Here is a 13353-nt window from a genome sequence, read left to right on the forward strand (position 1 = left end):
ATCACACCTCGGATTGAACCATCAGAACCGAGGTAACCAGGTTCTGGCTTGGCGATTGAGCGATCGTAAAACCTGAATATGCGGTTCATCGGCTTCTACGGGAATAATCGGTGCAGCTTGTCCGCCCCATTGCTGAATCACCGCATTGGCCGCTTCCAACCCCGTGACGTAGGCTTTTTCCTGGGACCAAGAGCCGTGTTGAGTAATAATCCAATCGCCGCTCATATATAGGTTAGGTAGGCTGGTGGTGCCGCGCAACATGTATTGGTAACTGCCGGGGGAGAAATGGGTAACGGCTTTGGGCAGGCGCACGACGCTGTAGTCCACAACTTTTGCGGCCTGGAAGTCTGGAATACAGGTAATCAAATCCTGATGCACCCGATCGACAATGGCCCGATCGTCCATGGGCAAAAACTGATTGGCATGGTAAAAGTCCGCTTCAATCACGGTACCGGGTTCGTCCCGGAATTCATCGTGCAGCGCATTGAGATCAAAAAATGTCCAGCCGGTGGTGGGGGTGAAGCCGAAACAGGCATTGGACGGCAGCGGCACAGGAATTTTCCGATCGAACCACAGGCGCGTCGCCAACACATCGATCGACCCTAGGTTCATCACATCGCGAAACTCTGCAAACTGCGCTAGGGTTTTGCTATTGGCAATGATTTTTTGCATACCCGAGATGCCAACTGCAAAAATCACTGCATCGGCCTCAAACCGCTCGCCACCGCAAATTACGGTTTTCACTTGCTGCGTTCGAGGATCTAACTCTAAATCACTCACCCGTTTCTGGGTCAGAACTTTGCCGCCGAGGGCTTTGATTTTATCGACCCAGGGTTGAAAGATGCGATCGCCCACCGTGCCTCGACACCACACTACATCAAAGTCCGCTTGGTGGGCCAGGATGAAGTAGTAGAGCATTCCCAGGGTGGCCGCAGCGGAACATTGCTCCCCCGGTGCAAACAGTCCCACCAGCAGCATCGCTTCAAAGGCATCTTTATACAGCCGTTCCGAGACGCCATATTGTTGGAACAATTCCCGCGCGGTCATTTTGTCGTAGCGTTGCCAAGCTTCGTCGGAATTGTCAAAATCGACGATCGCGTATAGCAGGGGTAAGGCCGTCAGCCGATCCCACAGGGGCAAGCGTTCAAATTGCGTGTAAACAAAGGTTCCCAAGGGCATGGGCAGGCGGGGCATGTGCTGGAAAATGGGCGAGGTCACTTCCAAGCCAGCGGGGGAATATTGGTGCGATCGGGTCCAGGGGGTGAAGGGATCGAGGCCCAGTTCTTTCACCAGGGCGAAGATGTTGTTGTAGGGGTACCAAAAGCCATGGATACCCGCTTCCACCGATCGGCCCCCCGGCGTTTTCCAACCCGCCACTAGGCCACCGGGATAGGCTCCCGCTTCCAGTAAGGTCACGTCGTAGCCCTGTTTAGCCAGGTGGTAGGTGGCTCCTAGGCCCGCCCAGCCCGCTCCGACAACCACAACCTTTTTGCCCTGTCCACCTTTGCCCTGTCCGCCCGTTCCAGTGTGCCCTGCTCCAACCATACCCCGTCCCAAACCCATCCGTGAATGCCAACCCCTTCAGGCTAGCAGAGGATTGGAGTTTCTACCAATCGCAGCCGCCACCCCCACCGTCGCTACTGCCTCCACCGAAATCACTGGAGCTGTAATCGCTGGAACTGCTGGAGCTATAGTCGCTAGAGCTGTAATCGCTGGAGCTGTTGGAGCTGCTGGAGCTATAGTCACTGTAACTATAATCGTTGGGACTATAATCATTTGAACGAGAGTAATTATTCCCATTAGCATTCCAGGAATTGTGTTGGCTAGTATCCCAACTACTGTTATCGCTGGAGCTATGGGAACTTTTGTGATTCGATTTCTTACCTTGATATTTTTTCGCTTTCTTTTTACGGCTTTTTTTCGTTTTCTGGGCCTTATTTTTTTGAGGGGGTGGGGCACTGACGGCTAGGGGGGGAGTGGCAATTGGAGTGGGCGTGGCAATTGGAGTGGGCGTGGCAATTGGAGTGGAGATGCTGGGCGGCTCGGCCTGTTGCGGCTGGGCCTGTTGCCGTCTGCGGGAGACCCATAACAATGCGCCACCGGAGACAATGCAAAATGCAAACATACCGCCAACAATCTCCGATCGGTCAGAAGTAACTGGCTCCGATCGATCAGCAATCACCCTGCCGGATTCGGGATTGCTCTGTTCCAACCGAGTCAAAATAGCCTGCACTCCGTCGATCGTGCCTTGGTTGAAATTCCCCTGACGGAACTGAGGTGCCACTGTTTGCGCCAATAACTCCGTGACCGCGCGATCGGGCAGTACCGTTTGCAAACCCCGCCCCACTTCCACTTCCACCCGTCGATCGGCATTGGAAATTAAAAACAGTACTCCATTATTCGCTTGTTTTTTGCCGATGCCCCAGGTGTTGAACAGTTCGGTGGCAAAGGCTTTGGGCGATCGACTCGGTTGAGTATCGGGAACAGTGACGATCGCAATTTCGCTCCCGTTTTTGGCTTCTAAGGCCGTCGCAGCCTGGTTGAGTTGGGCTTCGGTGGCAGGAGTAAGCAGATCGGCGGCATCGGTCACCCAGCCGCTATGGAGTTTGCGAGGATTGGGAACTTCGTGAATGGGAATAGCGAAGCTAGGCGGTAGGATTCCCAGCCAGAGTACGCTGATGACCATCAAGCCCAGACACGATTGAAGGATTGATTTCTGCATAAAGGCCCATGCTCACGAAAGAAGATGGATTGGGTTTCAGAGAAGGCTGGTTGTTTTTAAACAATATGGCTGCTTTTAAATAATTCGAGGCTAGGAGTAACTAATGCAGGGTTACCCAAGATTCCGCGAAAAAAGTAAGTACTCTGCAAAACACAGCATTAAGGATCCCTACTAATTTGCCCTAAATTTTGACAGTTTTTCTCAATAGGCTGCCAGTCAGTAGAGGGCTCTGGTATCATCACAAAGAGCGAGATAAGGAGAAATGAGATGGCTGGAGATGTGATTACCCCTGCAATTAGCGATCGAATCTGTGCCCACATGAATGATGATCATGCCGATGCGGTACTGATCTACGCCAAGGTGTTTGGTAATGCGTCCGAGGCCACCGCTGCCAAAATGTTAGCGATCGATCCCGAGGGCATGGACATCAGTGCGGAGGTGGATGGTCAGGAACAGGCTGTGCGGGTGGCCTTTGACCATACTTTGGCGGATTCGGAAGATGCGCACCAAACGTTGATTGCCATGATTAAGCAGGCGCGGCAGAAGGGATAGGAGATATTTGTCTAACGGGATAGCGATTGGAGGAACTCGTGAGTTGCGCGATCGTCGGGGCTGCTGCGCAGCGAAGATCGGGGAACTTCTCCCCTCAAGGCAGTTTACTCTGGCAGAGCGTCAGAGAAACCACCTTGCCCCCTGACATGGCAGGGGACTCTACTCCCCCGACACCCCCCGAAAGTGAATCCTGCGTCCAAGCACAGGGAATTTGTGAGGGACAAATAGCAGCCGTTGAATCCACATTAACGCGAGTTCTGGGGTGGGAGTGGGTATCCTGAGAGGGTTCCATCCTGCCCCACGTTTTTTGCTGGTCGTCCTATGCAACGCTATGCCTTTGTCTTTTTGGAAATTCTGAGCTGTGAAGGCGGCATTCAGTCCTACGTGCGCGATATTTTGCGGGCCTATCCTGGGGCGGTGCCAGCGGATGTCTTTTTGCTGCGGGATGGGCCGGAGGTGGAGAATCCCTTTGCCAGCGATCGCCTGCGCTTCCATTACCTGAAAACAAAGCCTGCGAGTTTGGGACGGCTGCGGCTGGCGGTGCAATTTTTAGCGTATTTAATCCGTTGTCGTCCGCAGCGGGTGTTCTGTGGTCACATTCATCTTGCACCGTTAATTTCGCCGTTGTGCCAAGCGTTGGGGATTCCGTTGACGATCTTGACCTACGGGAAGGAAGTCTGGGAACCGTTACCCCCCCCAAAACAAAAGGCTTTGCAAACCGCCGATCGGGTCTGGACGATTAGCCGCTATTCCCGCGATCGCCTCTGTGCGGCCAATGGTGTGCAGCCCGATCGGGTGGAGTTTCTCTACTGTGCAGTGGATGGGCAGACATTTCGACCGATGGAGCCGCAGCGATCGTGGCTGGAGCAATACGGTTTAGCAAACCATCGGGTCATGATGACGGTGGCGCGGCTGTGGTCAGGGGATCCCTACAAGGGCGTCGATGTGACGATTCGAGCCTTGCCGAAGATTTTGGCGCAGTATCCCGATGTCAAATATTTAGTGATTGGGCGGGGGGATGACCAGCCCAGGTTGGCGCAGTTGGCAGCGGAATTGGGCGTGGCCGATCGGGTCGTGTTTGCGGGGTTTGTGCCCACGGCAGAATTACCCCAGCATTACAACTTGGCGGATATCTACGTGATGCCGTCCCAGGAAGGGTTTGGCATTGTCTATTTGGAGGCGATGGCCTGCGGGGTTCCGGTGCTGTCGGGGGATGGGGACGGATCGGCGGATCCCTTACAGGATGGGCATTTGGGCTGGCGCGTCCCCTATCGCGATCCGGAGGCCGTGGCGATCGCCTGTTGTGAGATGTTAGCGGGGCAAGATCCGCGCTGTAATGGTGCGATGCTGCGGGAGAAGGTGTTGCATTTGTTCGATCGATCGGCATTACAGGCGCGATTAGCAGAATTACTGGCGCAAGGATAGGAGTTAACGTGAGTGCGTGGTGTAGCGCGATCGTCGGGGCTGCTGCGCAGCGAAGATCGGGGAACTTCTCCCCTCAAGGCAGTTTACTCTGGCAGAGCGTCAGAGAAACCACCTTGCCCCCTGCCATGGCAGGGGACTCTACTCCCCCGACACCCAAGTGAATTTTCTGTCCCAGTACAGGGGATTTGTGAGAGACACTGTCGTTGTCGAACTCCCATCGAATTTACGTGGGGTTAGGCACAACCTTCGACGTATTCCACTTCTGGGAGCTTGCCCGATCGGAAACGGGTGACTTTTTGGCCGTCGGTTTCAAAGACAACGCGGAAGTTGCGATCGGCTTTATCCTTGGGGACGAAGACTAGGTAATGACCTTTGGGATCATATTCGTGCTGCTGTACCTGGATTTGCTTGCCGTAGAGCTGTTTGATCCGGGCTTCGCTGTCGCCAATTTTTGCGCCGCGAAAGGTTGTGATTTTGCGGTTGCTCCACACGTCAATGCGGGCAATTCTGCCATCCACCACCATGAACCCAATGCCAGGGAGCCCTTGGGGTTGGCTGTAGAGGCAGGTCATACCCGCAGGGCCTTCTTTGTCGGTGTTGAATTTCCGTCCGGCGGCTTTTTCGGCTTCGGCGACGGTCATGCCGACCAGTACCGGGCCGAGACCATTGGTGCCCACTTGCGAGGCTTCGGTCAGTTTAGGGGACTGTTTAGGGGGCTGAGCGATCGCAATTCCTACGGGTAAGAGACATAAACCCACGATCGTTCCCACGAAAGCCTGACGCATAGAATGACTCCAAGAAATTTGTAGGGGCGACTTGCAGAGGATTGCTTCCCTTCTGGATCTACAGCGGTGGCCTGGGGAATCCCTGGGAACCTAGCAGAGACTTAATATTTGCTTATGCCATTGTTCAGAAACGAAAACATAAGGACTGTCTATGATTCGTTCCTATTCGCGATATATTGATCTATTGCAGGTCAAGCTGTACCTTGCAATCTATCGTTGCGCGGGAGCGTCGTCTCATGGCAATGGCCGTTGGAATGATTGAAACTGTGGGCTATCCGGCTGTCTTGGCAGCGTCGGATGCCATGCTGAAGGCGGGTCGAGTGGCGTTGGTCAACTACGAAAGCTGTGCCAGCGGTCGCTATATGGTCTCGATTCGTGGCCCCATTTCTGAGGTGCGATCGGCGATCGAGGCGGGGCTGGAAACGGTGGAGAAGATGCCCGGTGATGCGGAAGTGGTAACCCACGTAATCATCCCCAATCCCCCGGATAATATTGAAGCGGTGTTGCCGATTTTCTATACGGCTGCTGCTGAACCTTTCCGCATCTAGGTCTACGGATTTTGGACGCGGGAGTTGAACTGGAACGCTGAATTGGAAGGATTTTTTTAGGAGTTGGTTATGCCACAGGCCGTTGGATCACTGGAGACGAAGGGGTTCCCCGCTATTCTCGCTGCTGCGGATGCGATGATTAAGGCAGGGCGGGTGACGTTGGTGAGCTATGTCAAGGCGGGAAGTGCCCGGTTTGCGGTGAATATTCGCGGGGATGTGTCGGAAGTGAAGCGGGCCATGGAAGCGGGCATTGCTGCGGTTGAGACGACCCCTGGCGGCGTGTTGGAAACCTGGGTAATCATTCCCCGGCCCCACGAAAACGTAGAAGCGGTGATGGATATTGAGTACACCGAGGCGGTGGAAGAGTTCCGGCAGGCGGTGAATGGCTACAGTCTGATTCGGCAGAGTCAGCAGCAATCGTCCTAAGCTGGGCTGGAGTTAAAGCAATCATGAGCCAAAAAGCTGTTGGGTCTTTAGAGACGATCGGGTGGCCGGGGGTTCTGGCGGCGTCCGATGCGATGGTGAAGGCGGGCCGGGTGACGCTGGTGAGCTATGTCCGGGCTGGGAGTGCGCGGTTTACGATTAACATCCGTGGGGACGTGTCGGAGGTGGCACGGGCCATGGAAGCGGGAGTCGAAGCAGCGCAAAATACGCCGGGTGCCCATTTGGTGACCTGGGTCGTGATTCCACGTCCCCATGAGAATGTGGAGGCGGTGCTGAGTATTAAGTACAACGATAAGGTTGAAGGTTTCCGGCGGAATGTGGAGGGGTTTGGAACGTTCTAGGATGATGGGTTTTCCTAGGTCTTGAGGGTGTTTCGAGTCCCCTAAAGTTTGATTCCTTTCAGATCTCCTCGAAAGTTCAGTTTCCTAATTCCTTGCTTGCTTGAAGCGAGGAGTTAGGTTTTTTTGTTGTGTTTAGAGCCGATTTCCACGGTTACCGATTTCCACCATTGCGCAGTGTCTCTCAGTCGCCCTCAGGGTGACTGCATCAAAAAAAACAGCATCCTCAGGTTAGCCCCAAGGATGCCGATCGTTAAGCCAGGGTCAAGTCAATTCTTTACAACTGTCCAGTCATTAGTTGTGACAGATTGTTTGACAGGTTGTTATTTCGACAGGTTGTTATTTCGACAGGCTGTTATTTACTAGCTGATTCCACTGAAGGTGATGCTTCGATCGCTGGTGTCTCGCCGTTCGTATTTCCAAAGGCCACCCGGAGAAAGGGAGGCGCTAGGAACGTGGTCAAAATCACCATGATGATAATGGAGACTTCCAACGGCTTATCCAAAATGCCACTGGCTGAACCAATGCCAGCAAAGACTAAACCCACTTCGCCCCGAGGAATCATACCCACCCCGATCGCGAGGCGATTAATGCCCGGTTGCCCAAACACCGCCCAACCTGTAACGAGTTTGCCGACGATTGCCACTGCCACTAAAAAAACTGCAATCAGCAGGCCAGCACGGTTTTCGGGGATAGCTGGATTGAGCACTGTCAGATCCGCGCGTGCTCCCACCGTCACAAAGAAAATCGGCACTAGCAAATCTGCGATCGGCTTGATAAGTTCATCTAATTCATTCCGGGCATCGGTTTCATCCAGCACCAATCCCGCAGCAAAGGCCCCTAAAATCGCCTCAAGATGAATCGCATTCCCTAAAAATGCCATGAAAAAGGCAAAGATAAACGCTGGAATAACCACGTTTCCACGGGTTTTTAATTTCTCGACGATCGCGACAAAACTTTTGTTGAAAATGCCACCCAAGGCAATTGAGCCAAACAAAAAGGCCGTCGCACCCACAATTAAATAAATGACATTGGTAACGTCGATTTCACCCGTTTTGGCTAAACTGGCTACTACGGCTAAAACAATAATTCCCAACACATCATCAATGACCGCCGCACCAACGATGATTTGACCTTCCTTCGATTTAAGCTGTCCTAGCTCGGACAACACCTTAGAGGTAATGCCAATACTGGTCGCGGTTAACGCTGCCCCCGCAAAAATCGCTGGAATTGCTGCCACATGAAATAGCACCATGGCTCCTGCGGTACCGGCTGCGAAAGGTACTGCTACCCCAACACAGGCAACCACCGTCGCTTGAATGCCGACTTCCTTGAGCTGCCGGAGGTCAGACTCTAGCCCAATTTCAAACAACAGAATAATGACGCCAATTTCAGCGAGCACTGAAATGATTTCACTTTGGGACTCAAAGATTCGCGTTACGGCATCCGGCGTGAGGGGGTTTAACCCCTGCAAAGCGGTCATGATCAGCGAGTCAGAGGCCGCGAGGCCGCCTTCGGGAAAAATGACCAGGTGCAATGCCGACACACCGACAATCACCCCTGCAACTAGCTCCCCCAACACGGGCGGAAAATCAAAGCGTCTAGCCGCTTCTGCGCCCAGTTTACTAGCGAGATAAATAACCACCAGCGTCAGCAATACGCCAGACAGAATAATCGGTGAATCCTCAGCAACAACGGCTAGTACGGGCCAAGGTGGTATTAGGGAGGCAATACCAAGATTGCAATGGGAAAGAAAACTGTTCAAAATCATAGTCCAACGGTGATCAGGGAAAGGATGAATAGTATAAAAAAGACAACCGAATGCACAAATCATAGAATAGAGCATCGGTTATCTTTCTCATTGGATGAAAGGGCTAGCAAGCGCACGATCGCTGAGTATCACTTGCGCTGAGTGTCACTGGACTTGGTATTGACTTAGATTGCTGTACCCTTCAAATAGACTTGATCGACTGCTTGGCGGAGCGCTTCGGTTCGATCTCCGATCACATGCTCTGGATGAATCATCTCCAAAAGTCCTAGCTTGTTCAAGCGATGCTGAACTTTCTCACTCGCTCCCACAAGGTACACTTGGAGTCCTTTATCCACAGCATCTCGAATCACATTTTCGATCGCTAAGGACGCTGTTACTCCCATGGTGGGAACTTCTTTCAGATCGACAATCAAGACATCGGCCTCTTTCATCGCATTATGCTCGCGCGCGATCGCCTTAGATAACCCAAAAATCATGGGGCCACTGAGGCAAAAGAGCAAAACACGTCCTTGTCCTTTGTCCAGCAGATACTTTTGTTCATCCGTTAACCGAATATCATCATCCGTATCCGTAATTAGCTTGACTTCGGAAGATTGCATTTCGCTCAATCGCTCGATCGTCAGAATATTGGCAATGAAGACCCCTACCCCAACTGCTACAATCAAATCCACAAAAACCGTCAAGAGTAAGACTCCATACATAATGATGGAACCCTTGAGGGAGACTTTGTGTGATCGCTTTAAGAAGCTCCAGTCCAGAATATCAATCCCGACCTTGAGAGCAATCCCCGCTAACACTGCCATTGGAATGGGTTGGGTTAATTTCGCTGCGCCTAAGACGACCACCAAAAGAACCAGTGCTCGTGTAATCCCAGAAAGGGCTGATGTAGCGCCCGTTTGGATATTCACAACGGTTCCCATCGTGGCCCCTGCACCCGGCAAACCACCACACAGCCCAGATACAATGTTACCGATGCCTTGACCAATCAACTCCTTATTCGACTTGTGCTCTGTCCGTGTCAGGCTATCTGCCACCACAGCAGTTAACAGAGTGTCAATACAACCTAGCATCCCGAGCATAACCCCATCGACAAACATGACCGTTATTTGACCGGGGCTAAAGGTCGGGAATTGCAACGGAGGCAGGCCGACAGGAATTTCGCCAATTCGCCGGATCTCTGCACCTTGAAACAGCGTGAGAGAAATGACCGTTCCTGCAATGAGCGCAACTAGTTGCGGCGGTACCACTTTCTTCCACTTTTTAGGCATTAGAAAGATAATGGCCAAGGTCAGTGCACCCAAAATGGCTTCTGGTGGATTGACATTGGCAACAAGCTGCGGAATTGCCAGGAACGTTCCGACAACGCCACCCTTAGGGGCAGATTGACCTAGAAAGGGTGCAATTTGCAGGATGATGAGAATCACCCCAATCCCAGACATAAAGCCGGAGATAACGCTGTAGGGCATCAGCGTAATGTATTTTCCTAGCTTGAAGACCCCAAAAATAATTTGGAATAACCCCGCCAACATCACCACGGTAAAGGCCATGGCTAACCCATTTTCTGGGTTGCTCGCGGTCATGCTGGCCACGATCGCGGTCATAACCACGGTCATTGGGCCAGTCGGTTCGGAAATTAGTGTGGGTGTACCGCCAAATAAGGCAGCAAACAATCCGACACAAATTGCGCCATACAATCCTCCAATTGGGCCGACACCAGATGCGACCCCGAAAGCTAGGGCTAAGGGTAAGGAAACAATCGCGGCAGTGACACCACCAAAGATATCCCCTCGCAGGTTATTAAACTGAATCAGATTGGTGACTTTCATGGATGGTGAATGAACAGTAAATCAGATCCTGATTGAGAGCGAGTTGTCTTGCTTAAGATGACTAAATACGCTAAGGCTGGATGCAAATAAAATTCGCAACCATGCTGGATATCACCCAACATCTAATGTCATAAAACACTCGATGCTATTACAAAGGCTCTCTTCGTTTCAAGGTCAGAGAGGTTGTAAGGTTGACAGCCGGGGAACGCATTTAGATTTGCGCAATAGCATAAGAATTATGATGTCTATTACATTACGCTAATCTATGACTTAATGGTTTCTAAAAATGCAGAAAAAACCATTTCTTCCATAGGAAACTTCTATTCTAGCTATAGAAGTTTGTGGAAAGTTTTGATGAACTTAGTTTGTAATCTATTGTGTTGATAGGAACTAACATAAATCAAGCCTATACCAAGCAACACGAAGCAAAAGATAATAAAGCGTTATAAGAATTATTGGGTAACTATAATATGGGTAGCTGTAATACAGGTTGCGAGAAGTTGCATGATCAACCTTTTGATACGATCAGAATAACTGCTGTATGAATCCTGCTAGGTGGGCAAGACTCATACCAAACTGCATAAGTTCTCAAGGTCGATTCCCGAGAGGAGTCCTCGCATGAATCCATAGAGAAACAGCATTGCTTGATCTTCAAGAAGTTGATGGATGGATATTCAACAAATTATTGTTGCCAAATATCACAGGATTGCAAGCAATCGCAAAATAGTTGACAGCGCCTCACTTTCCCCCTAGGCTTATTTTTCATAGCTGAATGCAATCGTGTCGCAAAGTCCCGCTTGGCATCAGCTACGACCCCAAAAATTAAGGCGCTACCCAGCGTTGGTTCCAAGCAACAAAGGGTAGCTAAACCCCAAGCTGAGTCTGGCAGCTAGGCGGTCTGACACGGATTTTAGCATTCGATCGGGCCACCCTACTTGTCCTGCGCAAAAGGGTGGCTTTAATTTTTGGGATTTCCTCCCATCACCCCATTTAGGAGAAATCCCATGTTTACTGGCTTTGGCGGCAACGATCGCCCAGAAACTTCGATCGACGATTCCCGCAGACCCTTCCAAATCTACCTGCTCGGCACCCGCGAAGAAATCCAAACCACCATTAACCAACTACAAGTAGTGCGGTTTTGCGAGCGCATTCGTTGGAGTCCACCTATCCCCGTCCTTGGCTCCGATTGGAAATACATCAGCATGATGGAACGCGATCGGGCTGGGGAGTAAGGTCGATCGATCGGTTGTCCCAATGCGTGAGGATCCCCCCTCCCCCCCTTAAAAAGGGGGGGATTCAGTCAAATTCTTTCAAAGTCCCCCTTATTAAGGGGGATTTAGGGGGATCGCTATGTGTTGCAATCACAAGTTGATTGGGTATGAGGTCGATCGATCGATCGGTTGTCCCAAGGGTTTTTGGAGCTACCCCTTCTTGCCCATTATTTACCCCAACGGTGGAGCCAGGGGAGGATCTGTTGTGCCACGATCGTGCCCCCTTGCACCGCCAGCAACCCCAACGCCGCACTCCCCAAACCATAGCCTGCGGCAATCACAAGTCGATCGAGACGGATTAAATTGACCGTATCCAGCCCATAGGTCGAAAACGTCGTGTAGGCTCCCAAAAATCCTGTGGTCAGCAACAGCCGCATCTCCGGAGCAATAAACCGTTCATCCAACGCCAAAGTTGCAATTAAGCCCATGAAAAAGCAACCGCTAACGTTAATGAAAAAAGTGCCATAGGGAAAATCTGCGCCCAAACGCTGAGTACACCATAGGGTTAAATAGTACCGAGCTAAAGCCCCGGCGATCGCACCTAGGGCAATGGCGATCGGGGCACGGAGTTGAGGATCTAGCGTCATTATCTTTTCAGTATTTCAGGCTGATGGATATAGGTATGATAGTACTGACGATCGAACTCTTAAAAGGACTGAAATTCTAATTGAGTTAGTAATACGGTTGTTTAAATGTGATCTAGGACTTTGCTGTAATGCGTCGCGACTCGATTTTCTACAAACTGTTTCAACAATCGCCTGCACTATTGTTTGATCTTTTGCCTGAAGCACCCAGCAATGCGGATGCCTATAAATTTGATTCGATCGAGGTCAAGGAAACCAGCTTTCGCATTGATGGGGTGTTTCTACCTCCCGACCCATCCGGCGTTGTCTTTTTCGCCGAAGTGCAATTTCAGCACGATCCCTTGCTGTATGAACGCCTAGTCTGCGAAGCTGCTTTGTATTTTTACCGCAATCGCGATCGCTGCCGGGACTGGAAACTGGTTGCCATTTACCCAGACACAGCCACAGAACAAGCGGACTGTGAACCCCACCAATATTTAATTGACACAGGCAAATTAACGCGCATTTATCTGGATCAGGTGCGATCGTGGGCAGACCTTTCGATCGGCATCCAATTAATGATCTTGACAACCTTGGAGGAAACAGCAGCCATTACAGCGGCCAGAACCCTAGTCCAGCAGACCCAAAATGACCGTGCAATAATAGAAATGATTTCCACCATCATGGTCTACAAGTTCACTAACCTTACCCGTGACGAGGTCGCAGCAATGATTGGAATTACGCTAGAAAATACACCGATCTATCGCAGTATTTTTGCAGAGGGAGAGCAAGCTGGAGAGCAACATGGGGGAGCAACCGTTATTCTTAAGCAGCTAAGACGGCGGTTTGGGGAGTTACCCGAGGCGATCGTGACGCAAATCTCCGGGCTGCCGATCGTGCAGTTGGAGGAAATGGCAGAACTATTATTGGATTGGCAAAATTTACAGGAGTTAGTTACCTGGTTAGCCCAGGCCCAGGGCGACGCCCCAGCCGCACCTTCACCTGAAGCCCAATGAAGCCCAAGCTGATACACCAGCGTAATCTTCGGGCCAGTGATCGTGCGTCCCAATTGACTGCAACGATTGATTGCAACTGTTGCAAACTCTTA

At 51.4% G+C, this 13353-nt stretch carries 14 protein-coding genes; 8 read left to right on the top strand and 6 right to left on the bottom strand.

Going from position 1 to position 13353, the window contains the following annotated elements; translation table 11 throughout:
- Nucleotides 1-21 precede the first annotated feature (21 nt).
- Nucleotides 22-1545 (bottom strand): FAD-dependent oxidoreductase, encoded by a 1524-nt coding sequence (locus tag H6G21_RS12205; protein ID WP_190573684.1) that lies wholly within the window; start codon nt 1543-1545, stop codon nt 22-24.
- 61 nt (nt 1546-1606) lie between these two features.
- Entirely contained in the window at nt 1607-2722 is a 1116-nt protein-coding gene (locus H6G21_RS12210; RefSeq protein WP_190573685.1) for a TPM domain-containing protein, read from the bottom strand.
- A 267-nt stretch (nt 2723-2989) separates the two neighbouring features.
- Here H6G21_RS12210 and H6G21_RS12215 point away from each other — a divergent pair, with 267 nt between their 5' ends.
- The 3 genes from H6G21_RS12215 to H6G21_RS12225 all read left to right on the top strand — a co-directional run bounded on the left by H6G21_RS12215 (nt 2990) and on the right by H6G21_RS12225 (nt 4860).
- Nucleotides 2990-3274 carry a DUF2470 domain-containing protein gene (locus H6G21_RS12215; protein ID WP_190573686.1) on the top strand — a complete coding sequence of 95 codons (285 nt, stop codon included), beginning with the start codon at nt 2990-2992 and terminating at the stop codon, nt 3272-3274.
- A 321-nt stretch (nt 3275-3595) separates the two neighbouring features.
- Nucleotides 3596-4699: a glycosyltransferase family 4 protein gene (locus tag H6G21_RS12220; protein WP_190573687.1), complete on the top strand. Its 1104-nt coding sequence runs from the start codon at nt 3596-3598 to the stop codon at nt 4697-4699.
- 8 nt (nt 4700-4707) lie between these two features.
- Nucleotides 4708-4860: a hypothetical protein gene (locus H6G21_RS12225; protein ID WP_190573688.1), complete on the top strand. Its 153-nt coding sequence runs from the start codon at nt 4708-4710 to the stop codon at nt 4858-4860.
- 72 nt (nt 4861-4932) lie between these two features.
- Here the strand turns inward: H6G21_RS12225 and H6G21_RS12230 are convergent, their stop codons facing one another.
- Nucleotides 4933-5484, bottom strand: a complete 552-nt coding sequence (locus H6G21_RS12230) for a hypothetical protein (RefSeq protein WP_190573689.1) — start codon at nt 5482-5484, stop codon at nt 4933-4935.
- A gap of 236 nt (nt 5485-5720) precedes the next feature.
- Here H6G21_RS12230 and H6G21_RS12235 point away from each other — a divergent pair, with 236 nt between their 5' ends.
- From H6G21_RS12235 to H6G21_RS12245, 3 genes are all read left to right on the top strand, one after another.
- Entirely contained in the window at nt 5721-6032 is a 312-nt protein-coding gene (locus tag H6G21_RS12235; RefSeq protein ID WP_190573770.1) for a carbon dioxide-concentrating mechanism protein CcmK, read from the top strand.
- Between the two features lie 69 nt (nt 6033-6101).
- Nucleotides 6102-6458, top strand: a complete 357-nt coding sequence (locus H6G21_RS12240; RefSeq protein ID WP_190573690.1) for a carbon dioxide-concentrating mechanism protein CcmK — start codon at nt 6102-6104, stop codon at nt 6456-6458.
- Nucleotides 6459-6481: 23 nt separating this feature from the next.
- Nucleotides 6482-6817 (top strand): carbon dioxide-concentrating mechanism protein CcmK, encoded by a 336-nt coding sequence (locus tag H6G21_RS12245; RefSeq protein ID WP_190573691.1) that lies wholly within the window; start codon nt 6482-6484, stop codon nt 6815-6817.
- Nucleotides 6818-7169: 352 nt separating this feature from the next.
- Here the strand turns inward: H6G21_RS12245 and H6G21_RS12250 are convergent, their stop codons facing one another.
- Together H6G21_RS12250 and H6G21_RS12255 are read right to left on the bottom strand one after the other, a co-directional pair.
- A complete protein-coding gene (locus H6G21_RS12250) occupies nt 7170-8585 on the bottom strand; it encodes a cation:proton antiporter (RefSeq protein WP_190573692.1) in 1416 nt (471 codons plus the stop codon).
- A 164-nt stretch (nt 8586-8749) separates the two neighbouring features.
- On the bottom strand, nt 8750-10411 hold the full coding sequence (locus H6G21_RS12255) for a SulP family inorganic anion transporter (RefSeq protein WP_190573693.1): 1662 nt from the start codon (nt 10409-10411) through the stop codon (nt 8750-8752).
- 1004 nt (nt 10412-11415) lie between these two features.
- Here H6G21_RS12255 and H6G21_RS12260 point away from each other — a divergent pair.
- The gene (locus H6G21_RS12260; RefSeq protein ID WP_190573694.1) at nt 11416-11643 is read left to right on the top strand and encodes a hypothetical protein; all 228 of its coding nucleotides are present in this window, start codon (nt 11416-11418) and stop codon (nt 11641-11643) included.
- Nucleotides 11644-11849: 206 nt separating this feature from the next.
- Here H6G21_RS12260 and crcB read toward each other — a convergent pair whose 3' ends face one another.
- On the bottom strand, nt 11850-12269 hold the full coding sequence (gene crcB, locus H6G21_RS12265) for a fluoride efflux transporter CrcB (protein WP_190573695.1): 420 nt from the start codon (nt 12267-12269) through the stop codon (nt 11850-11852).
- Between the two features lie 128 nt (nt 12270-12397).
- Between crcB and H6G21_RS12270 the strand changes: the two genes are divergently transcribed.
- Complete coding sequence (locus H6G21_RS12270; RefSeq protein ID WP_190573696.1) at nt 12398-13261, top strand: Rpn family recombination-promoting nuclease/putative transposase; 864 nt, start codon at nt 12398-12400, stop codon at nt 13259-13261.
- Nucleotides 13262-13353: the final 92 nt, after the last annotated feature.

This window comes from Alkalinema sp. FACHB-956 (assembly GCF_014697025.1).
In the GTDB taxonomy this organism is placed as follows: Bacteria; Cyanobacteriota; Cyanobacteriia; order Leptolyngbyales; family Leptolyngbyaceae; genus Alkalinema.